The organism is Bradyrhizobium sp. SZCCHNS1050, assembly GCF_032484785.1.
GTDB lineage: Bacteria > Pseudomonadota > Alphaproteobacteria > Rhizobiales > Xanthobacteraceae > Bradyrhizobium.
Window position 1 is genome coordinate 980,763 of sequence record NZ_JAUETR010000001.1, and the last position, 19,686, is coordinate 1,000,448.

General features: G+C 65.4%; 18 protein-coding genes and 1 pseudogene. 3 read left to right on the plus strand and 16 right to left on the minus strand.

Annotation, left to right across the window (positions count from 1 at the left end):
* Positions 1–129: 129 nt before the first annotated feature.
* From QX094_RS04620 to QX094_RS04695, 16 genes are all read right to left on the minus strand, one after another.
* Positions 130–420 carry a HypC/HybG/HupF family hydrogenase formation chaperone gene (locus QX094_RS04620; RefSeq protein WP_315736711.1) on the minus strand — a complete coding sequence of 97 codons (291 nt, stop codon included), beginning with the start codon at positions 418–420 and terminating at the stop codon, positions 130–132.
* A 22-nt stretch (positions 421–442) separates the two neighbouring features.
* Positions 443–1,030 (minus strand): HyaD/HybD family hydrogenase maturation endopeptidase, encoded by a 588-nt coding sequence (locus QX094_RS04625; protein ID WP_315752370.1) that lies wholly within the window; start codon positions 1,028–1,030, stop codon positions 443–445.
* A 12-nt stretch (positions 1,031–1,042) separates the two neighbouring features.
* Positions 1,043–1,786 carry a Ni/Fe-hydrogenase, b-type cytochrome subunit gene (cybH, locus tag QX094_RS04630; RefSeq protein ID WP_315752369.1) on the minus strand — a complete coding sequence of 248 codons (744 nt, stop codon included), beginning with the start codon at positions 1,784–1,786 and terminating at the stop codon, positions 1,043–1,045.
* A gap of 13 nt (positions 1,787–1,799) precedes the next feature.
* Positions 1,800–3,590, minus strand: coding sequence for a nickel-dependent hydrogenase large subunit (locus tag QX094_RS04635; protein ID WP_315713498.1), 1,791 nt, complete (start codon positions 3,588–3,590; stop codon positions 1,800–1,802).
* A 21-nt stretch (positions 3,591–3,611) separates the two neighbouring features.
* Entirely contained in the window at positions 3,612–4,703 is a 1,092-nt protein-coding gene (locus tag QX094_RS04640) for a hydrogenase small subunit (protein WP_316187653.1), read from the minus strand.
* A gap of 233 nt (positions 4,704–4,936) precedes the next feature.
* Positions 4,937–6,376: a nickel-dependent hydrogenase large subunit gene (locus QX094_RS04645; protein WP_315825315.1), complete on the minus strand. Its 1,440-nt coding sequence runs from the start codon at positions 6,374–6,376 to the stop codon at positions 4,937–4,939.
* Positions 6,373–7,389: a HupU protein gene (locus QX094_RS04650; protein ID WP_315752484.1), complete on the minus strand. Its 1,017-nt coding sequence runs from the start codon at positions 7,387–7,389 to the stop codon at positions 6,373–6,375. Before QX094_RS04650 ends, QX094_RS04645 begins: the two co-directional genes overlap by 4 nt.
* A 15-nt stretch (positions 7,390–7,404) precedes the next feature.
* Positions 7,405–8,526: a HoxN/HupN/NixA family nickel/cobalt transporter gene (locus tag QX094_RS04655; RefSeq protein WP_316187654.1), complete on the minus strand. Its 1,122-nt coding sequence runs from the start codon at positions 8,524–8,526 to the stop codon at positions 7,405–7,407.
* A 176-nt stretch (positions 8,527–8,702) separates the two neighbouring features.
* Entirely contained in the window at positions 8,703–10,019 is a 1,317-nt protein-coding gene (locus tag QX094_RS04660) for a trypsin-like serine protease (RefSeq protein WP_316184062.1), read from the minus strand.
* A gap of 147 nt (positions 10,020–10,166) precedes the next feature.
* Complete coding sequence (phoB, locus tag QX094_RS04665) at positions 10,167–10,874, minus strand: phosphate regulon transcriptional regulator PhoB (RefSeq protein ID WP_315713503.1); 708 nt, start codon at positions 10,872–10,874, stop codon at positions 10,167–10,169.
* A gap of 16 nt (positions 10,875–10,890) precedes the next feature.
* Positions 10,891–11,607, minus strand: a complete 717-nt coding sequence (gene phoU, locus QX094_RS04670; RefSeq protein WP_315713504.1) for a phosphate signaling complex protein PhoU — start codon at positions 11,605–11,607, stop codon at positions 10,891–10,893.
* Positions 11,608–11,637: 30 nt separating this feature from the next.
* A complete protein-coding gene (gene pstB / locus QX094_RS04675) occupies positions 11,638–12,459 on the minus strand; it encodes a phosphate ABC transporter ATP-binding protein PstB (RefSeq protein WP_315713505.1) in 822 nt (273 codons plus the stop codon).
* Entirely contained in the window at positions 12,456–13,337 is an 882-nt protein-coding gene (pstA, locus tag QX094_RS04680; RefSeq protein WP_315713506.1) for a phosphate ABC transporter permease PstA, read from the minus strand. The genes pstB and pstA overlap by 4 nt, the downstream gene beginning before the upstream one ends.
* Positions 13,338–13,340: 3 nt before the next feature.
* On the minus strand, positions 13,341–14,339 hold the full coding sequence (gene pstC / locus QX094_RS04685; RefSeq protein WP_315713507.1) for a phosphate ABC transporter permease subunit PstC: 999 nt from the start codon (positions 14,337–14,339) through the stop codon (positions 13,341–13,343).
* Between the two features lie 97 nt (positions 14,340–14,436).
* Positions 14,437–15,447, minus strand: coding sequence for a phosphate ABC transporter substrate-binding protein PstS (pstS, locus tag QX094_RS04690; RefSeq protein ID WP_315713508.1), 1,011 nt, complete (start codon positions 15,445–15,447; stop codon positions 14,437–14,439).
* Positions 15,448–16,396: 949 nt separating this feature from the next.
* Entirely contained in the window at positions 16,397–17,326 is a 930-nt protein-coding gene (locus QX094_RS04695; protein ID WP_315752365.1) for a LysR family transcriptional regulator, read from the minus strand.
* A 117-nt stretch (positions 17,327–17,443) separates the two neighbouring features.
* Here QX094_RS04695 and QX094_RS04700 point away from each other — a divergent pair, with 117 nt between their 5' ends.
* The 3 genes and pseudogenes from QX094_RS04700 to QX094_RS04710 all read left to right on the plus strand — a co-directional run bounded on the left by QX094_RS04700 (position 17,444) and on the right by QX094_RS04710 (position 19,639).
* Positions 17,444–17,770, plus strand: a complete 327-nt coding sequence (locus tag QX094_RS04700) for a Dabb family protein (protein WP_315713510.1) — start codon at positions 17,444–17,446, stop codon at positions 17,768–17,770.
* A gap of 68 nt (positions 17,771–17,838) precedes the next feature.
* A pseudogene (locus QX094_RS04705) lies at positions 17,839–18,741 on the plus strand (NAD(P)-dependent oxidoreductase); the annotation flags it as partial.
* A gap of 13 nt (positions 18,742–18,754) precedes the next feature.
* Positions 18,755–19,639, plus strand: coding sequence for an intradiol ring-cleavage dioxygenase (locus QX094_RS04710; protein ID WP_315769609.1), 885 nt, complete (start codon positions 18,755–18,757; stop codon positions 19,637–19,639).
* Positions 19,640–19,686: the final 47 nt, after the last annotated feature.

The window sequence follows — 19,686 nt, forward strand, 5'->3', positions numbered from 1 at the left end:
CGTTTTTATTGCAACTAAGGGATTGCGCGAGAAATCGGAAAGGTGCTTTCCAGGCAGGGCCTGCAAACTTACTTCGTCTATGGAAATCTTGTTATCAGCAATTTGGCGATGCCCGAGGGCATGACGCCGCTACCGCAAATGCTCCGGAAGCTCCGGCTCGCGCCCGATCAGATCCGCGAAGAAGTCATCGCAATTCTCGCCGTTCACGGCCGCCTGCAGGCCGCGCAGCGCTTCGCCGATCAGCCGCGCCTCTTCGTCATCGAGCAAGCGAACGGCGTTGTCGATATAGACGAGCACCTTGGCCCCCACTGGCGGGTTCGACAGCAGCAACACCGAGACGCGGCGCTCCTCGCCGTCGAAGCTGCACAGCGCCGAGACGCCATCGGTCTCGAGGATTGTCATCGGCAGGCCAAGACACATGGCGGATTCCCTCGCGGCGCGGTCAATCGGCCGGGCGCGCCCGCAGCTCGTAGCTATGATGGTCGATGTCGTTGGCGAGCAGGCGTTCGTCGCCGGCGAGCGGTTCACGCCGCGACACGGCCGGCGAGCCCCATTCCGCCAGGAGGGTGCAGGCCAGCTCGATCGCCGGCGCGATCTGCGCACGAACCGGCGCAGTCAGCGGGCCACCCCAATCCTCGAGGTCGAGCGGCTGGCAGCCGATCAGCGCAAGCCGCTGCGGATAGCGGCCGAGCAAGTCGGCCGCGCTCAGTACTTCCTGAAAGCCCGTCTGGTGCAGGCTCATCTTCTTGGCGCCGGTGAAGCGCGGCACCTCGTCGTCGCGGACGAGCTTGAGCTCGCCCGGCACCAGGCCATAGTCGATGGCGTCGAACACGATCAGGCCGTCGGCTTCCTCGACATAGTTGACGAGGTAAAGCCCCTGCGTGCCGCCATCGAGGATCGTGACGTTGTCGGGCACGGTGAAGCGGCGGTGGAATTCCTCCACCACCCGCACGCCAAAGCCTTCGTCCGCCCAGAGAATGTTGCCGATCCCGAGCACCAGAATGCGATCGCGCCCGCGCTCATCGACCATGCCGCCCCCCTACTACTCGCGGAACTGCCGCTCGCCCGAGATCATCGAGGAGATGATGCTCTGACGTGACATGATGTCTTCGCGAATGGCGGCATAGACGTGCACCATCACGAAGGTGACCAGCGCCCACATCCCGAGATGATGCCAGGTGTGGACGTCCTGGCTGTTCGGCCAGATCGCGAACACCCAACCGAACAATTTGTGCTGCCAGCTGTCGATGCCGGTGCCTTCCGAATAGAGCGCAAAGCCGGTGATGATCATGAAGGTCACGAACAGCGTGAAGCCGGTAAACATGGCTGTCTGCGCCAGGGGATTATGGCCGACATACATCTTCGGCTCACGCTCGAGGAAAGCGTACCAGCGGATCTCGTGCAGCACCTCCTTCCAGAACTGCTTGCGGTGCACCGGAATGTAGAAGATCTGCCGGGAATGGTGGTTGCCGACGAAGGCCCAGAAGATGCGGGCAAGGAAGAACACCGCCAGCACCTGTCCGGCCGCGAAATGGGCAAAGCGGATGTAACCCATCACGAAATTCGCCGACGCCTCGCCTTCGACGCTGGGGAGCGGAGTCCCGATCAGATAGCCGGTGATCATCAGCACGACGATCGCGAACGCATTCACCCAATGGCAGATGCGCACCGGTGCTTCGTACACATAGACCGTGGGCCGGCCGACCGCGTGTTCACCGGCGGCGTCGGCCGCGATCGCCGCAAGGTTGGGCTCTGCCTCGGCGGGACGTGCAATGGCATCCATCATGGTGCGTCTCCCACTACCTGACCGTGACCGTCGCCATTTGCTGGCCGTCCGGGCTCATCACGTGGGTCGAGCACGCGAGGCACGGATCGAACGAATGGATCGTGCGCAGGATCTCCAGCGGCTTCTCCGGATCCGCCATCGGCGTATCCATCAGGGAGGCCTCGAAGGCGCCGATATTGCCCTTGGGATCGCGCGGCGAGCCGTTCCAGGTCGTCGGCACGACACACTGGTAGTTGTCGATCTTTGTGTCCTTGATCTTGATCCAGTGCGCCAGCGCGCCGCGCGGCGCCTCGGTGAAGCCGTAGCCCTTGGCCTCCTTCGGCCAGCTCTCCGGCTTCCACTTCTCGATGTTCGCGGTCGAGGAATCGCCGGCCTTGATGCGTGCCACCAACTTGTCCTGGAAGTAGCGCATCTGGTTCGCCGCCCATTCGCATTCCAGCGCCCGTGCCGCGGTGCGGCCAAGCGTGGAGAACAGCGCTGTGACCGGCAGGTTCAGCGTCTTCAGAAGCCTGTCGGTCGGCTCCTTGAACTCCGGCCGCCCTTGCGCATAACCAATGATGTAGCGCGCCAGCGGTCCGACCTCGACCGCGTTGCCGCGCCAGCGCGGCGCCTTGATCCAGGAATATTTTCCGCCCTCGTCGAGCTCCTTGATGTCCGTCTTGGTGCCCTTGGCGTTGGGGCCGAGCTGGTAGTTCGGCTCAGTGACGCCGTCCCAGGGATGCAGCCCCTTGCTCTCGTCGGGATATTTGTACCAGGAGTGGGTGACGAACTCCTGGATCTGCTCGGGGTCGCCGTGATCGATCGGCAGGATCTCGTTCAGATTCCCGTTGAGGATCACGCCACGCGGCAGCTTGAGATTCTTCCCTGAATAATCGTTCGCATTCTCCGGAATGTCGCCGTAGGACATCACGTTCTTGCCGGAGAGGCCGCCGCCATAGAGCCAGTCCTTGTAGAAGGAGCCGATCGCCGCCACGTCGGGCAGATAGACCTTCTGCACGAACTCGATCGAGCGATCGATGATCGACGAGACGAGGTTCAGCCGCTCCATGTTGATCGCACCGACCGCGCCGGTGCCGTCGACATTGATCGCACACGGCACGCCGCCGACCAGCCAGTTCGGATGCGGATTCTTGCCGCCGTAGATGGTGTGGATCTTGACGATCTCCTTCTGGAAGTCGAGCGCTTCCAGATAGTGCGCCACCGCCATCAGGTTCGCCTCCGGCGGCAGCTTGTAGGCCGCATGACCCCAATAGGCGTTCTTGAACGGACCGAGCTGACCGGACTCGACGAACTTGGTCAGCCGGATCTGCAGGTCCTTGAAATAGCCCGGCGAGGACAGCGGCCAGTCCGAGACCGACTGCGCCAGCGCCGAGGTCGCCTTTGGATCGGCCTTGAGCGCCGAGACCACGTCGACCCAGTCGAGCGCATGCAGATGATAGAAGTGCACGAGGTGATCGTGCACCTGCAGGCAGAGCTGCATGATGTTGCGGATCGAGTTGGCATTATCGGGGATCATGATCCCCAGCGCGTTCTCGACCGCGCGGACCGAGGTCAGCGCGTGCGTGCCGGTGCAGACGCCGCAGATCCGCTCGGTGAAGGCCCAGGCGTCGCGCGGATCGCGGTTCCGCAGGATGGTCTCGATGCCGCGCCACATGGTGCCGGTCGAGACCGCGTTGCGGATCACGTTATTGGAATCGACATTCACCTCGACGCGCAGATGGCCCTCGATGCGCGTCAGCGGATCGACGACGACACGCTTGCCGGAATTGTCGAGATTGAAGCCGTTGGGAGTCTGGATGCCCATCGTTGCCTGCCCTGAATTCGATTAATGATCTTGCTTGGCGTCGTCGCGCTTGCCGGCGAGCCGCTTCACGGCCGTCACCGCCGCATGCGCCGCAACCGCTGCGCCCACCGTGCCCGCGGCCACCATGCCGACCTGGTCGGCGTTGTGCTCGATGCCGAACTGCTTGATGTTGGTGAGACGGTCGTAGAACGAGCCCTTGTCCCAGAAGCCGTCCTCGGAGCAGCCGATGCAGCCGTGACCGGACTGGATCGGGAACGACACGCCGCCGTTCCAGCGCACGGTCGAGCAGGCGTTGTAGGTGGTCGGACCCTTGCAGCCCATCTTGTACAGGCAGTAGCCCTTGCGCGCCGCCTCGTCGTCCCACTCCTCGACGAACTGGCCGGCGTCGAAATGCGGCCGGCGATAGCACTTGTCGTGGATACGTTGTGAGTAGAACATCTTCGGCCGGCCCTGGCGGTCGAGCTCCGGCAGCTTGCCGAAGGTGGTGATGAAGGTGACGACGCCGGTCATGACTTCCGCGATCGGCGGGCAGCCCGGCACCTTGATGATCGGCTTGTTGGTGATGACCTTGTCGATCGGGGTCGCCTGCGTCGGATTGGGCTTTGCCGCCTGCACACAGCCCCAGGAGGCACAGGCGCCCCAGGCGATGATCGCCATGGCGTCCTCGGCCATCATCTTCAGCTTTTCGACGAACGGCTTGCCGCCGTCGATGCAGAACATGCCACCTTCGTTCAGCGGCGGATTGCCCTCGACCGCAAGAATGTACTGTCCCTTGTACTTCGCACGCGTCTCGTCGAGGATGGCCTCCGCCTGGTGGCCGGCCGCCGCCATGATGGTGTCATCATAGTCCAGCGAGATCATCGACAGCACGGCATCCTTCACCAGCGGATGCGCCGAGCGGATGAAGCTCTCCGAGCAGCACGTGCACTCGAGCCCGTGCATCCAGATGACCGGCGTGCGCGGCTTGGTTTCCAGCGCATTGGCGATGCGGCTCGCCGCGACCGGGCCGAGGCCGAGGCTCGTCGCGGTCAGGCTGCAGAACTTGTGAAAGCTGCGCCGCGTGATGCCCTGACGCCTGATGACGCTGTAAAAAGTTTCCGTTGCCGCGCCCATGAGTCCTCCCCTGACATCGCGTTGGCGATCATCTGATCGCGTTCTGGCGAGAAGGACAGCAAGATGCGGGCCAGCATCATTGCTGGATTTGAATCATAATGATTCCAGATGCTTGCAGCAGCGAGGCCGCGATCGTGGATCCTTGGAAGGCGGATCGCGCGCGATAATCGGAAATCACGCGCTTTGCACCGACAAGCTTGTTTCCGCTTGCTGCCTGCCTGTGTGCAGCGCGCTCAATGGGCCGTGCAGACCATGCAGGGATCGAACGACCGCACGACGTGCTGAATGCCGACCGCACGCGCGCCGGCAGTGCCGACCTCGGTGCCGACCAGCGCCTGTTCGAGCGGGCCCGCTACCCCATCCGCGTCGCGCGGAGAGAAATTCCAGCTCGTCGGCGCGATGATCTGATAACGCTCGATCCGGCCGGAGCGCACCGCGAGCCAGTGGCCGAGGCTGCCGCGCGCAGCTTCCACGAGCCCGACGAAATTGCCGTCGGCCGCGCTGGCGCTGCTGTCGCAGAACGGCTCGTTGAGACGCAGCCCCTTGATCCAGTGCTCGATCGACAGCGCGAGCCGCGCAGTTTCGATCAGCCGGGCGATGACACGATTGCGGACATTGCTGCGACCGCTCGCGAGCAGCGCGGTGATCAACGGCTGACCGTCGATGGCCTGCCTTGCGAGAGCGCCGACCTCGACCGGTTCTCCCGCAAGACGCGGCGCCTTGCACCAGCTATAGGCGTCGGCTTTGTCGGCATCGGGCACGGTGCGGCTCTCGGCCGGATCGAGCGACGTATCGTGCATCCAGGCGTGCGAGACGTCCTCGGTGATGCCGTCCGACGGCAAAGCGTGGACCTCGCCGCTGCTCGTGCGGACACCAGCGCGAAAACGAGCCCCATTGAAGTCGTGATACGCGCCGAAGCTCATCAAGAGACCGGGTCCGCTGCCGAGGTCGGCCAGCGCGAGCGCATCGGCCAGCCGAAGGAAATGCGCGAAGTCGCCGGCGCGGCCCTCCCGCCAACGGTCGAGCTCGTCCGATGTCGACAAGGCGAGCACGTTCTCCAGCTTGTCGGCAAACACGACGCGTTCAAGGAAACCGCGAAACGACGCCGCGATCGCGTTGAGCCGCACGCGCTCGCCGAGCTCGATCGCGCGCGTCGTCCCGCCTGGCTGGAAGGCGAGACTGTGCGGCCATTTGCCGGCGATCAGGCCCATGATCTCGAGCAGCCGCGCGCGGGCAGGCAACGCATCGCGGGCCGCGCTGCCCTTCGTGGCCGCGAAGCGCTCGGCCGTAGCCGAATGCCAGGCATGCGAGGCGTAGACGTCGCGGGCGAAGTCCGGCATGAAGAAGATGTAGAAATGCGTCAGATGGTCGGCTGCGTTCTCGGCCGCGTGCGCGATGTTGGCCGCGAGGACGCCGTTTGGCGCTGCCGCAATACCCATGGCCTGGCGCAACGCCGCGGCGGCGGCGATCGATTGCGACACCGAGCAGATGCCGCAGATTCGCGGTGCGATCACCAGGGCGTCCAGCGACGGCCGCCCCTCCAGGATCTGCTCGAAGCCGCGATAGAGCGGCGCCGTCACCTCCGCCCTCGTGACGCGACCGCTCTCGATATCGAGCCTGACCTCGAGATCGCCTTCGACACGATTGAACGGTCCGACCGTGATCCGCGTCATGGACGGCGCTTGTCGCCGGCACGGCCCGGCGGCACCACGACATGATCCGCCGTCGCATTGACTCGGACGCGACGCGGCGTGGCCGATTTCGACAGCGCTGCGAGCGCGACGAACCAGGCCTTGGGCATGTCGGTCGGAAGCCCCACGGGAATGCCGGCGAGCTTGGCCGTCTGCAGATAGTTCTGCGCGCTCTCGAAGCCCGGCGAGGTGCAGGCGATGCAGGCGTAGCCGCCCTTGGTGCAGGAGCCGCCGCCGTTCCACGAGCGCTGATTGCAGTCGCCGACCGCTTGCGTCGCGCGGCAGCCGAGATGCTCCATCAGGCAGCCGCGCTCCGACATCGTCTCCGCGCTCGCCTTGAACTCGTAGAACTCGTTGCGCGAGCAGCCGTGATGCGCCAGGTGATTGGCGATGAAGGTCGGACGGCCGACTGCGTCGAGGCCGTCTGCCGACAGATCGCCCGAGGTGAGCGCCAGCAGGCTTTCCATCATCCAACCCGGATGCGGCGCACAGCCTGCGACGTTGATCACCGGCAGCCCGCGTTTCGAGCGGAAGCCCGCGCCGAGCGCGCCGCCGATGTCGCTGCCCTCGAACTGCAATCCGACCGCATCGGTCGGGTTGATGCCGGCAGCAGGAATGCCGCCATAGGCGGCGCAACTGCCGACGGCAACGACGTAGTCGGCCAGCGGCGCCAGATCGAGCAGCCAGTGATAGATCGAGCGGTTGGTGCCGGCGAGCATGTTGAAGCGGCCGGTCAGGCCAGGTCCGCGCGCCACCGAGCCTTCGAGCACCAGCAGATCGAGCCGCTCGCGACCGTCGCGGATCGCCTCCAACAGCTCCACCACCTCGTCTCCGGTCTGCTCGCTGACGGAGGGATGCCATACCAGATCGATGCCGGATTGGCGCAGCTCGTCGAACCAGCCGGACGCGCCGCTTTCCAGGATCGACATCGTGCAGCCGCCGCAGCTCGCACCCTGCAGCCATAGCATCCTGATCGTTCCCTCAGAGCCGACCATCATAAGGCCCCGCTCCTAGCCCGTCTTAAGCGTTCCGCTTCGTATCACCGGCGGGTTTAGCGCCCCCGCATGAACACTGGCAAGCGCTTCCCCGGGCATAGCCTCGGAACCGCGCTGGCTGCGACCGAGCAGCATGGCGATCGCCCAGATCAGTCCGAACAGGCCAATCGCGACGATCCCGAGATTGGCGACATCGTCGCCCAGCGCGGTGGCGACCCTCGTCCATCCCCCGGTCAGGCCAAGCCGCGGCGCCAACAGCGTGATCGCCTCGAAGCCGCCGATCACCAGCGCGATCGCGACAGAGGCGCCGGTGATCACGAGGTTATAGCGCAGCTTGCGTGCGGGATCGGTCAGCGCCCAGCGATAGGCGCCGACCATCAGCATGCTGTCGGCGGTGTCGACGGTGGCCATCGCCGCCGCGAACAGCGCCGGAAACACCAGCACGTGCGCAAGACTCGCGCCGCGCGCGGCCTCGGTTGCCGACAGGCTAAGAAGCCCGATCTCGCTCGCAGTGTCGAAGCCGAGACCGAACAGGAAACCGAGCGGATACATGTGCCAGGCGCGTCCCACCAGGCGGAGCACCGGGCGCAGCAGGCGGATGAGGATGCCCCGTCCGGAGCTTCCGGCGGTTTCCATCTCGGACTGCGGCTGTGCGGCGCGGCGCCAGAGGTTCACGAACAGAATGAGGTTCGCCAACGCGATCAGCAGCAGGAAGCCGGCCGACACCGACGTGCCGATGACGCCGCCGATCGCCCTGATCGCGCTCTCTTCATCCAGGAGGTCGGCGCCGGCGATGAGGCTCACGACGATGGTGGCGATGACGACGACGCTGGAATGGCCGAGCGCAAAATACAGGCCGGCGGCGCGCGGGGCGCTACCGTCCTGCACCAGCTTCCGCACGACGTTGTCGATCGCCGCGATGTGATCCGCATCGACCGCATGGCGCAGTCCGAGCAGCCAGGCCAGCATCGCGGTGCCGACGATGGCGGGCCGGTCGGCGTAGAGCGCGAACGCCCAGGCCCAGGCGAGCGCGTTGGCGGCGACCAGCCCGCCGACGAGCGCAACGTTGCGGCCGGGCTGCGATCGCCACCACAGCAGCCGAGGGGCACGAGGATGATCAATTTGAACAATCGTCATACTCGGACTATAGCAAGAGCCAGGCCAGTTCGGTAAAGCCCCCCGCTGCAGGCAAAAACTGCAGGAAAACGTGGGCGGCCCTTCCCGGATTGCCCTCTCGCTTGGCAACCCGCTATCCAGTCACGCACAGATCATGACCAGCGGCGGGACATCTTCTTCTCTCGCCCCTCCTTCGCTCACCGCATCGAGGCACTCTGTGCCGTGATCTCGCGCCGCACGACCGCCTCGAACTGGCTCGCGGGGGCGGCGAACATCAGCCGGGTCTCCTCGTGGAACGCCGAGAAGATGCCGACCACGGCCGGCTGTCCGCCGACGTCGGCCATGATGGGGGAGCCCGAATAGCCGAAATTGGCGAGGCAATGCACCGTCAGCAGCATCTCGTCCTTGGTCATGCCGGCGCTGCAATTGCGCTGGCCGGTCGGCGAATAGCGCCGCTCCTGGCCATAGCCGATCTCGGAGATGGTTCCGGCCGTGGTCGCAGCCTGCAATTCCTCGCGCGTCAGCGCCCTGACCTCAACCGGCTTCGACGGCAGCGCGTCCTTCAGCACGATCAGTGCCCAATCGGCGGGCGAGCGGTCGAGCGACCATCTGTCGTGCCGGGTCGGGACGAAATCGGGCGCCACGATCAGCTTGTCGGCGACCGACGATGCCGCCGGCGTGCCCCTGTTCATGCCGGCCAGGAAGCGGACGTTGCCGGGGCTGACCTGCGCCACGCCGTTGAACACGCAATGCGCCGCGGTGAGCACGACGCGCGGCGCGACCAGCGTGCCGGTGCACCAGCCGCCGGTCGAGTATTGCGCGACGGTGACGACGCCGATCGACGACGCCGGCCACGAGGTGGGATCGACGACCTCGCCGATGTGGCGGTCGAGCCCGAGCAGTTGCTCCGGACGCGGAGCGGCGATGCCGGCCTCCGCCGATTCCGGCTTCGGCCGCCAGGCCGCAATGGCACTCTGGGCCTGGACGCGCTGCGGCTCGGTCAACTTGACCCGCTGCACGTCGCGGCCGGCCGATCGCACGCCGCTACGGCCCGCCATCACCAGCCAGGCATAGCCCTGCACGACGTCCTGTTTCACACCGCGGCCGTCGAGCAGCATCAGGCCGAGCATGTATTGCGACTGGGCGAAGCCCTGCGCCGCGGCGCGGCTGAACCAGCGGCCGGCTTCGCCGTAATTGCTCGCAACACCTTCGCCGTTGACGTAGGCGATGCCGAGATAGTGTTGCGCGACAGCGAGCCCCTGATCGGCGGCCTTGCGGTACCACGCCAGCGCCTCGGCGGGGTTGCGCGGTTGGCCCCAGCCGAAGGCGTGCATGAAGCCGACGTCGAACTGCGCCCGCGCATCGCCCTTGGCGGCCAGCGGCAGCAGCCGTCGCATCGCCGCCGCATGCTGCCCGTTGCCTGCCGCCGCGACCGCGTCTTCGAGCTCGGCGGCCGTGGCGCCCGCCGCGCCGCCGAGCAGCACGGCAAGAGATATGATGATGGTCTTGATCAAGGGCGTCCGCTGGGACCGAAACATCGTGACGGGCCACGAAGCAGACACGATCAAGACGGCGGCGGCGTGGCGGAAAGCGGACCGCGATCTCCTCAATCGGGCCGCCTCGCGTCTCACACCTGCTGCGTCCTCACGCCCGATCGCCCCTTACACCTGCTCGCTCTTGGCGAAGCGATCATCGAGCGCATAACCGGCGCCGCGCACGGTGCGGATCGGGTCCTGCTCGCGGCCGGGATTGAGCAGCTTGCGCAGGCGGCCGATATGGACGTCGACGGTGCGCTCGTCGATGTAGATGTCGCGGCCCCAGACACTGTCGAGCAGCTGCTCGCGGCTGAACACGCGGCCGGGATGCTCCAGGAAGAACTCGAGCAGGCGGTATTCGGTCGGACCGAGATCGATCGGCCGCCCCGAGCGCGCCACGCGGCGTTTCTCGCGGTCGAGCTCGATGTCGCCATAGGACAGCACGGTCGCCAGCCGCTCCGGACTCGCCCGCCGCAGCAGGCCTTTCACCCGCGCCAGAAGCTCCGGCACCGAGAACGGCTTGACGATGTAGTCGTCGGCGCCGGTCGCGAGGCCGCGCACGCGCTCGCTCTCCTCCCCGCGTGCGGTGAGCATGATGATCGGCAACTGCCGGGTCTCGGTCCGCGCCCGCAGGCGGCGGCACAGCTCGATGCCGGACAGGCCCGGCAGCATCCAGTCGAGCACGACGAGATCGGGAACACGCTCCTTCAGGCGCGTGTCGGCTTCGTCGCCGCGCGCCACGGTCTCGACCTCGTAGCCTTCGGCCTCGAGGTTGTAGCGCAGCAGCGTCGTCAGCGCCTCCTCGTCCTCCACCACCAGAATTCGGGCGCCCATGTCTGAACCGTCTCTCTCAGTTGCCGGGGATCGTCGATGCGAAGCTCGTCATGTCGCCCTTCGGGCGCTTGTCCATGATCTGCTGGCCTTCGATCATATAGAACACCGTCTCGGCGATGTTGGTCGCGTGATCGCCGATGCGCTCGATATTCTTGGCGCAGAACATCAGGTGGATGCAGAACGAGATGTTGCGCGGATCCTCCATCATGTAGGTCAGGAGCTCGCGGAACAGCGAGGTGCAGATGGCATCGACTTCCTCATCGCCCTTCCACACCGTCATCGCCGCCGGCAAATCGTGCGCGGCATAGGCGTCCAGCACCGTCTTGACCTGCGACTGCACGAGATCGGTCATGTGCTCGAGCCCGCGGATCAGCTTCAGCGGATGGAAGTCGCTCTCCAGCGCCGCGACGCGCTTGCCGATGTTCTTGGCGAGATCGCCGATACGCTCCAGATCGGTCGCCACGCGCATCGCGCCGACGATCTCACGCAGGTCGACCGCCATCGGCTGTCGCCGGGCGATGGTAAGAACGGCGCGCTCCTCGATGATGCGTTGCAGCTTGTCGACCTCGGCGTCGGTGGCGACCACCTTCTGGCCGAGCGCGATGTCGCGCCGCACCAGCGCATCGACGGAATCGACGATCAGCCGCTCCGCGAGGCCGCCCATCTCCGATACCAGACGGGTGAGGTCCTGCAGATCGCTGTCGAACGCCTTGGCGGTATGTTCACTGGCCATGATGATCTCCTGAAGACAATGTCGTCGGCGTCAGCCGAACCGGCCGGTGATATAATCCTGGGTCCGCCGATCGCTCGGCGAGGTGAAGATCTTGCTGGTGTCGTCGAACTCGATCAGCTCCCCGAGATACATGAAGGCGGTCTTGTCGGAGACGCGCGCCGCCTGCTGCATGTTATGCGTCACGATGGCGATCGTATAGTTTTCGGCGAGTTCCTGGATCAGCTCCTCGACCTTGGCGGTCGAGATCGGATCGAGCGCCGAGCACGGCTCGTCGAACAGGATCACCTCCGGCCGGACCGCCACGGTACGCGCGATGCACAGCCGCTGCTGCTGGCCGCCGGACAGCGACAGGCCCGAGGCGTTGAGCTTGTCCTTGACCTCGTTCCACAGCGCGCCGCCGCGCAGCGCCTTCTCGACCCGGTCGTCCATCTCCGACTTGGAGATCTTCTCATAGAGGCGGATGCCGAAGGCGATGTTCTCGTAGATCGTCATCGGGAACGGCGTCGGCTTCTGGAATACCATGCCGACCCGGGCACGCAGCAGGTTCAGATCGAGCTTGGGATCGAGGATGTTGGTGTTGTCGAGCATCAGCTGCCCGGTCGCCCGCTGCCCCGGATAGAGATCGTACATCCGGTTGAAGATGCGCAGCAGCGTGGACTTGCCGCAGCCGGACGGGCCGATGAACGCGGTGACGCGGTTGGTGCCCAGCGACAGGTTGATGTTCTTCAGCGCGTGATGGTCGCCGTAGTAGAAGTTGAGGTTGCGCGCGGTCACCTTGGCCGGCGCATCCGGAAGCGCCTTGCCGTGAAGAGCGTGATTGGGCTGACTGACGGAGACGGACAGTTCGGTCATTTGGTGTTCCTCTCGGCGCCGAGAATGCGTGCACCGATGTTCAGGGCGAGCACGGCCAGAGTGATGAGAAGGGCTCCGCTCCAGGCCAGTTGTTTCCAGTAGGCATAAGGGCTCTGGACGAAATTGTTGATGGTGACGGGCAGGTTCGCCATCGTCTTGGAAAGGTTGAGGCTCCAGAACTGGTTCGACAGCGCGGTGAACAGCAGAGGCGCGGTCTCGCCGGCGACGCGGGCGGTCGCCAGCAGCACGCCGGTGATGAGGCCCGAGCGCGCCGCCCGATAGGCGATGCGGCGGATCACCAGCGAGCGCGGCAGGCCGAGCGCAGACGCCGCCTCGCGCAGCGGGTTGGGCACGAGCAGCAGCATGTCCTCGGTGGTGCGCAGCACCACCGGGATCACGATGACCGCCAATGCAAGGGAACCCGCGAGTGCCGAGAAGCCGCCCATCGGCACCACGACCGCACCATAGATGAACAGGCCGATGATGATCGAGGGCGCCGACAGCAGGATGTCGTTGATGAAGCGGATCACCGAGGTCAGGCGGTCGTTGCGGCCGTATTCGGCGAGATAGGTGCCGGCAAACAGGCCGAGCGGCGCGCCGATGCCGACGCCGATGATCGTCATGATCAAGGAGCCGACGATGGCGTTGCGCAGGCCGCCTTCGCTGGAGCCGGGCGGTGGCGTGTCGGCGGCAAAAACCTGCAGGCTGAGGCCGGCGAGTCCGTTATAGAACAGCGTGAACAGGATCAGCGCCAGCCAGGTGACGCCGAACATCGCGGCGGCAACGCAGAGGCCGCGGATCACGATGTCTCTGCGGCGCCGGCGCGCATAGATCGGATTGACCGGCGCATCGAGTGTAAGCGTGTCAGCGCTGGACATGGCTTATTTTCCCGCCTTGGCTTCGAGCCGCATGAGCATCAGCCGCGCGCTCGCCAGCACGAAGAAGGTGAGCACGAACAGCAGCAGGCCGAGCAGGATCAGGCTCGACTGGTGCAGCCCGTCGCTCTCCTGGAATTCGGAGGCGATGGCGGCCGAGATCGTGGTGCCCGGTGCGAAGATCGAGGATGAGATCCGGAACGAGTTGCCGATGATGAAGGTCACCGCCATCGTTTCGCCGAGCGCACGTCCCAGCGCCAGCATGACGCCGCCGATCACGCCGACACGGGTGTAGGGAATGACGACGCTGCGCACGACCTCCCAGGTGGTGCAGCCGACCCCGTAGGCGGCTTCCTTCAGCACCGGCGGGACCGTCTTGAACACGTCGACCGAGATCGAGGTGATGAACGGCAGCACCATGATCGCCAGGATCAGCGAGGCGTTGAACAGGCTGAGATAGGACGGCGGACCGGCGAAGATGTCCTGCAGCACGGGGATGCCGGCGCAGAGATTGATCATGAACGGCTGGAACGTATAGGCCAGGAACGGCCCCAGCACGAAGAAGCCCCACATGCCGTAGATGATCGAAGGAATGCCGGCGAGCAGCTCGATGGCAAGTCCGATCGGACGGCGCAGCCATTGCGGGCACAGCTCGGTGAGGAAGATCGCAATGCCCAGACCGACCGGAATGGCGATCAGCATCGCGATGAAGGACGTGACCAAGGTGCCGTAGATCGGGCCGAGCGCCCCGAGCACCGGCGGATCGGCCGACGGCGCCCAGCGCCGCGTCCACAGGAATTCGAAGCCATATTCTCTCATGGCCGGCCATGCGCCGACGATGAGCGACAGGATGATGCCGCCCAGGATCAACAGGACGGAGATCGCGGACAGCCGCGTGATCCAATAGAAGGTCACGTCGCCGAGCTTGAAGGCGCTGAGCGCGCGTGCCCGGTCATAGGGGCCGGCAGCAGCCGCGATATCGCTGACTTCGGTCTGAACCGCCATCTCTGCCAATTCTGCCCCCTGTTCCTTGGACACGCCTCAACCCCGGTAGCGCCCCTCCCCCGGAGGCCGGGAGAGGGGGATTTTCGATTCGTCCAGCTCAGCTCTTGATGTCGGCCGACCAGGTCTTCTCGATCAGCTTCACGACGCTGTCGGGCATCGGGATGTAGTCGAGCTCCTCAGCCATCTTGGCGCCCTTCTCGAACGACCACTTGAAGAACTTGATGGCTTCGCCGGACGCCGCCTTGTCGGCCGGCTCCTTGTGCATCAGGATGAAGGTCGCCGCCGTCATCGGCCAGGACTTGTCGCCGGGCTGGTTGGCGAGGATCACGTAGTAGCCCGGGGCCTTGGCCCAGTCGGCATTCGCGGCCGCGGCCTGGAAGGCCTCGACGGTCGGCTGCACGGTCTTGCCGGCCTTGTTGATCATGCCGGTGTAGGTGAGCTTGTTCTGCTTGGCATAGGCGTACTCGACATAGCCGATCGAGTTCTTGGTCTGGCCGATGTTGCCGGACACACCCTCGTTGCCCTTGGCGCCGACACCGACCGGCCACTCGACGGCGGTGTTGAAGCCGATCTTGCTCTTCCAGTCGGCGCTCACCTCGGAGAGGTAGTAGGTGAAGTTGAAGGTCGTGCCCGAACCGTCGGAGCGGCGCACCACGGCAATCGCGTCGGACGGCAGCTTGACGTTGGGGTTCAGCTTCTTGATCGCGGCGTCATCCCACTTGGTGATCTTGCCAAGATAGATGTTGGCGAGCGTCTCGCCGTCCAGCACCATCTCGCCCGGCTTCACGCCCTCGAGGTTGACGACCGGCACGATGCCGCCCATCACCATCGGCCACTGCACCAGGCCGTCCTTCTCGAGCTGCTCGGCCTTGAGCGGCGCATCGGTGGCGCCGAAGGTGACGGTCTTGGCCTGGATCTGCTTGATGCCGCCGCCGGAGCCGATCGACTGATAGTTCAGACCGTTGCCGGTCTCCTTCTTGTAGGCGTCGGCCCACTTGGAATAGATCGGGAACGGGAACGTCGCGCCCGCACCGGTGATGTCGGCAGCGAACGCCGACGTCGATGCGGCGACCAAGCCGGCAGCGACGATAGCTTTGATGAAATTCATAGCTGGTCTCCATGCTTGGGAAGCGAAGCGCCATCTGCGCCCGATTGCGCTTCCCCGGCCGCTTTACGGGGCCTCAGTGTGGCTTTTATAAAGGTTCGATGACAGTCGGATGACAGTCACAAGTCATTGATAATTCTAGGTATTTAGATTTTTATCCGAGTTTTTACGGATCGAGGGCGGTCGTTCGGGGAGGCATCGCCCCTGGCCTTTCGCAAGCATCGCTCAATCAAGATGGGCCTCCTTTGCCCGTGTCGCCCGCCGCACCTTTCGGTGTCGTCCCGGCCTTGCGCAGGGACCCATAGCCACCGGCGGATGTGGCCGGGCGGGATCGGTCGACCATCGTGCCTCGCACGCCTCCCTGGAGTTTTCGGTCCCGGATCGGCGCACGCGGTGCGCGCTTGTCCGGGACGACGCCATGAGGATTGGGTTGGCGCCGTTGGCCAACGAGACACGATCTCGCCGTCTCGCGGCTGGTGAGACCCGAGTGATGCATTCGTCGTGTCCCTCTGAACAACGAGAGGGCGCGAGGAAGGCCGGACCTCGGCTGAGGCCCGTGGCCCGCCTGCTCAAAAGAATGCAGGCGGCAGGTACCACAGGTACAGCCGGACAGACCCGGCCTTCCCCGCGCGACGGTGTTAACGGTGTCCTTCGTGCTCTCCCTGGGGATCGGCTTTCTTGCCCCCATCGCCCGCGCGTGCCGTCAAGCAACGACCACGGACTTGACCTCAGCATCGAGAGGCCAGGACCACACGACTTCGCCGTCCGTGCCGCCTGCGCTCGTCTGGCACAGCCGTCACGTCCATCGCAGCCCGCCTCCACGTTCGTGACGACGCGTACGTCCCTCTGCTCGAGGCGGGTTGCATGCAAGAGACCACGATTTCCGAAAAATAGCAAGATAATTATTTTTCTCAGAACATGATCCGCCCTCCCCCCGCACGCGGGCATCGGCTCAATCCGGCTTGGGCGGCTCGATCCAGATCCCCGGGTCGGAATGGGCGCGGATGTGGTCGACGAGGAAATCGGCGAACACCCTGATCTTGGCCGGAAGCCTGACGCGGTTCTGGTAGGCGATGTTCATCGTCAAGAGCGGCAGCTCCCAGTCGAGCAGGACCGGCACCAGCCTGCCGGCCAGAATGTCGCTCTGCACGATGTAGAGCGGCTGGATCAGGATGCCGAGCCCGGCAAGCGCCGCCCCCTTGATCACCTGGCCGTCATTGCTGTCGAGCGTCGGCGCGATCCGAATGCTCTGGGCTGTCGCGCCGTTGCGCAGGGACAGGGAATACGGATCATTGGCAAGATTGTAGATCAGCATGTCGTGGCGCACGAGATCACCGGGAACGACGGGACAGCCACGGCTCGCGAGATAGGACGGCGCCGCCGCCAGCACGCGCCGCATCTGCCCGATGCGACGGACGACGATGCCCGAGTCCGGCTCATGCTCGCGGGTGCGGATCGCCACGTCGATGCCCGCCTCAATGAAATCCGGATAGCGGTTGGCGGCGATGATCTGCAGGTTCAGCTTCGGATACATCGCGCGGAACGCCGGCAGCATCGGCGCGAGATAGATCGTCGCGAACGACAGCGAGCTGGTGACGCGCAGCATGCCCTGCGGCGACAGCGCGCGATCGCTGACGGCATCCTCGGCCTCGGCCAGCTCGTTGAGCAGCGGGCCGCAGCGCTGCAGCAGCTCCTGCCCGGCTTCGGTCAGCCAGAGACGGCGCGTGTTGCGCTCGATCAGGCGCACCGCGAGCCGTTCCTCCAGCGCGCTGAGATGCCGGCTCGCCGCGGCGTTGGACATCCGTAAGGACTCGGCGGCCTTGGACAGGCTGCCCAGCTCGGCCGTCCGGGAAAACACCTCGAGCTGGAGCAGACGGTCCATTGTTACGCTGAGCGGAAAACAGAGTTACAATTTTTGGCCTTTATTTCCATTTCCTGCAAGGCAAAATCGTCCGACAAGAACAAAGCCCAAGAACAAAGCTCAGGTGAGGACGCTGGAATGACGGGGCCGATCAGGCACATCGTGATGTGGCGGCTGCGCGCCGAGACGGCCGCCGAGCGCGCGGCGGCCCGGCTCAAGGTCAAAACCCTGTTCGAGGGCCTCAAGGGCCGCATCGACGGCCTGACCCACATCGAGGTCGGTCTCGATGTCAGCGACGTCGACTATGCCTGCGACGTCGTCCTGTTCTCCGAATTTGCCAGCAGCGCCGCGCTGCGGGCCTATGCCTCGCATCCCGAGCACCTGCGCGTGCGCGAGGAGCTCGGCGACCTCAGGATCGGCCGCTTCCAGGTCGATTATCCCATCGCTGCAGCGCCCCGCGCGTGACGGAGGCGTTCACCTTCGACGGCCTGCCCGGCCGCGGGCCCGGCACGTGAAGCAAGCAACGGACGGCATCGATGTCATTTCCTGATAAGCGCCTCGCCTTCATCGGCATCGGCAAGATCGGCCTGCCGATCGCGGCGCGGCTTGCCAAGGCCGGCTATGACGTCACCGCGTTCGATCCCAACGCCGCCCGGCTCGATGAGGCACGTGCGCTCGGCATGGCCGCCGCGTCGTCCGCGACGGAGGCGGTGCGCGACCATGCCGTGGTCATCTCGTCGCTGCCCGACGACGCCGCACTGCGCGCGGCGATGCTCGGCAGCAACGGACTGATCGCAGCCATGGCGACCGGCGCGATCCTGATCGAGACCAGCACCGTGGGCGTCGATGCGTCGAGCGAGGTCGATGCCGCCACGGCCGCCCGCGACGTCGCTTATCTGCGCACGCCGATCTCCGGCAATGCCAGCATCGCCCACACCGGCGAGCTGACCTGCTTCGTATCCGGACCGAAAGCGGCCTTCGCGCGGATCACGCCGCTGCTGGCAAGCTTCACACGCGCGCAGACCTATCTGGGTGCGGCGGAAGAGGCACGCTACGCCAAGCTCGCCGTCAACCTGATGATCGCGACGACCGCGGCGATGATGGCCGAGAGCCTCGCATTGGCACGCAAGGGCGGCATCGCCTGGCCGGACATCTTGCAGGTGCTGCACGACAGCGCGGTCGCCTCGCCGATGGTGAAGTACAAGACCGCGCCGCTGCTGGCACGCGACTTTGCCGCCACGTTCTCCTGCGCGCAGATGGCCAAGGATCTCGATCTCATTCTCGGCGCCGGCCACGCCGTCGGCGTGCCGCTGCAGCTCGCGGCGCAGGTGCGCGAGACCTATGCCGCGCTGATCGCACAGGGCGATGCCGCAACCGACTTCCTCGCCACCGTCCGGCATGTCGAACGGCTGTCCGGGCTCGGCGAGCCCCTCTGAAAGGAGCCGCCTCTTGCGCAACTTCAACGAGACCACGATCACAGATGCCGTGCTCGAACGCCTGGCGGGCGCGCGTGATGCGCGGATCAAACAGGTCAGCGCGGCGCTGGTGCGCCATCTCCATGCCTTCGTGCGCGAGGTCCGTCCGACCCAGCAGGAATGGGAATACGGGATCGACTTCCTGACCCGCACCGGCCGGATGTGCGACGACAAGCGCCAGGAGTTCATCCTGTTGTCGGACACGCTCGGCGTTTCGATGCTGGTCGACGCCATCAATCATCCGGTGCCGGAAGGCGCCACCGAGACCACGGTGCTCGGCCCCTTCTTCGTCCAGGCGGCGCCGGAACGCGCCAACGGCGACGACATCTCGGGCCCGATGAAGGGCGATCCGCTGCTGGTGACCGGCTCGGTGTCGAGCGCGGACGGCGCGCCGCTCGCAGGCGCCGTGGTCGACGTCTGGCACTCCGACGACGACGGCTATTACGACGTGCAACGGCTCGAGCAGATCGGCGATCTCGCCATGCGCGCGCGCTTCCACACCGACGGCGACGGCCGCTTCCATTTCTGGTCGATCAAGCCCGCCGCCTATCCGATCCCCAATGACGGGCCGGTCGGCGACATGCTGGCAGCGCAGGGACGGCATCCGTGGCGGCCGGCACATGTGCATTTCATGATCTCGGCGCCGGGCTTCGAACGGCTGGTGACGCATGTGTTCGTCGCCGGTGATCAGTATCTCGATTCCGACGTCGTGTTCGGCGTCAAGGACAGCCTGATCCGCGACTTCGCGCGCTGCCCGCCGGGTCGTGCGCCAGATGGCCGCATGGTGGCGCAGGGATATTTCCATCTCAACTATGATTTCGGCCTGAAACGGCTTGCGGCGCGCGCCAATCAGGTTTGAGCTGAGCGGACGACAAGGACCGTCAAGAGTCCGGTATCGTCGAGGAA

Excerpts from the sequence above, each read along its gene's own strand:
- QX094_RS04620 (WP_315736711.1), bottom strand. The coding sequence starts at position 420 with ATGTGTCTTGGCCTGCCGATGACAATCCTCGAGACCGATGGCGTCTCG.
- QX094_RS04625 (WP_315752370.1), bottom strand. The coding sequence starts at position 1,030 with ATGGTCGATGAGCGCGGGCGCGATCGCATTCTGGTGCTCGGGATCGGC.
- cybH (WP_315752369.1), bottom strand. The coding sequence starts at position 1,786 with ATGATGGATGCCATTGCACGTCCCGCCGAGGCAGAGCCCAACCTTGCG.
- QX094_RS04635 (WP_315713498.1), bottom strand. The coding sequence starts at position 3,590 with ATGGGCATCCAGACTCCCAACGGCTTCAATCTCGACAATTCCGGCAAG.
- QX094_RS04640 (WP_316187653.1), bottom strand. The coding sequence starts at position 4,703 with ATGGGCGCGGCAACGGAAACTTTTTACAGCGTCATCAGGCGTCAGGGC.
- QX094_RS04645 (WP_315825315.1), bottom strand. The coding sequence starts at position 6,376 with ATGACGCGGATCACGGTCGGACCGTTCAATCGTGTCGAAGGCGATCTC.
- QX094_RS04650 (WP_315752484.1), bottom strand. The coding sequence starts at position 7,389 with ATGGTCGGCTCTGAGGGAACGATCAGGATGCTATGGCTGCAGGGTGCG.
- QX094_RS04655 (WP_316187654.1), bottom strand. The coding sequence starts at position 8,526 with ATGACGATTGTTCAAATTGATCATCCTCGTGCCCCTCGGCTGCTGTGG.
- phoB (WP_315713503.1), bottom strand. The coding sequence starts at position 10,874 with ATGGGCGCCCGAATTCTGGTGGTGGAGGACGAGGAGGCGCTGACGACG.
- phoU (WP_315713504.1), bottom strand. The coding sequence starts at position 11,607 with ATGGCCAGTGAACATACCGCCAAGGCGTTCGACAGCGATCTGCAGGAC.
- pstB (WP_315713505.1), bottom strand. The coding sequence starts at position 12,459 with ATGACCGAACTGTCCGTCTCCGTCAGTCAGCCCAATCACGCTCTTCAC.
- pstA (WP_315713506.1), bottom strand. The coding sequence starts at position 13,337 with ATGTCCAGCGCTGACACGCTTACACTCGATGCGCCGGTCAATCCGATC.
- pstC (WP_315713507.1), bottom strand. The coding sequence starts at position 14,339 with ATGGCGGTTCAGACCGAAGTCAGCGATATCGCGGCTGCTGCCGGCCCC.
- pstS (WP_315713508.1), bottom strand. The coding sequence starts at position 15,447 with ATGAATTTCATCAAAGCTATCGTCGCTGCCGGCTTGGTCGCCGCATCG.
- QX094_RS04695 (WP_315752365.1), bottom strand. The coding sequence starts at position 17,326 with ATGGACCGTCTGCTCCAGCTCGAGGTGTTTTCCCGGACGGCCGAGCTG.
- QX094_RS04700 (WP_315713510.1), top strand. The coding sequence starts at position 17,444 with ATGACGGGGCCGATCAGGCACATCGTGATGTGGCGGCTGCGCGCCGAG.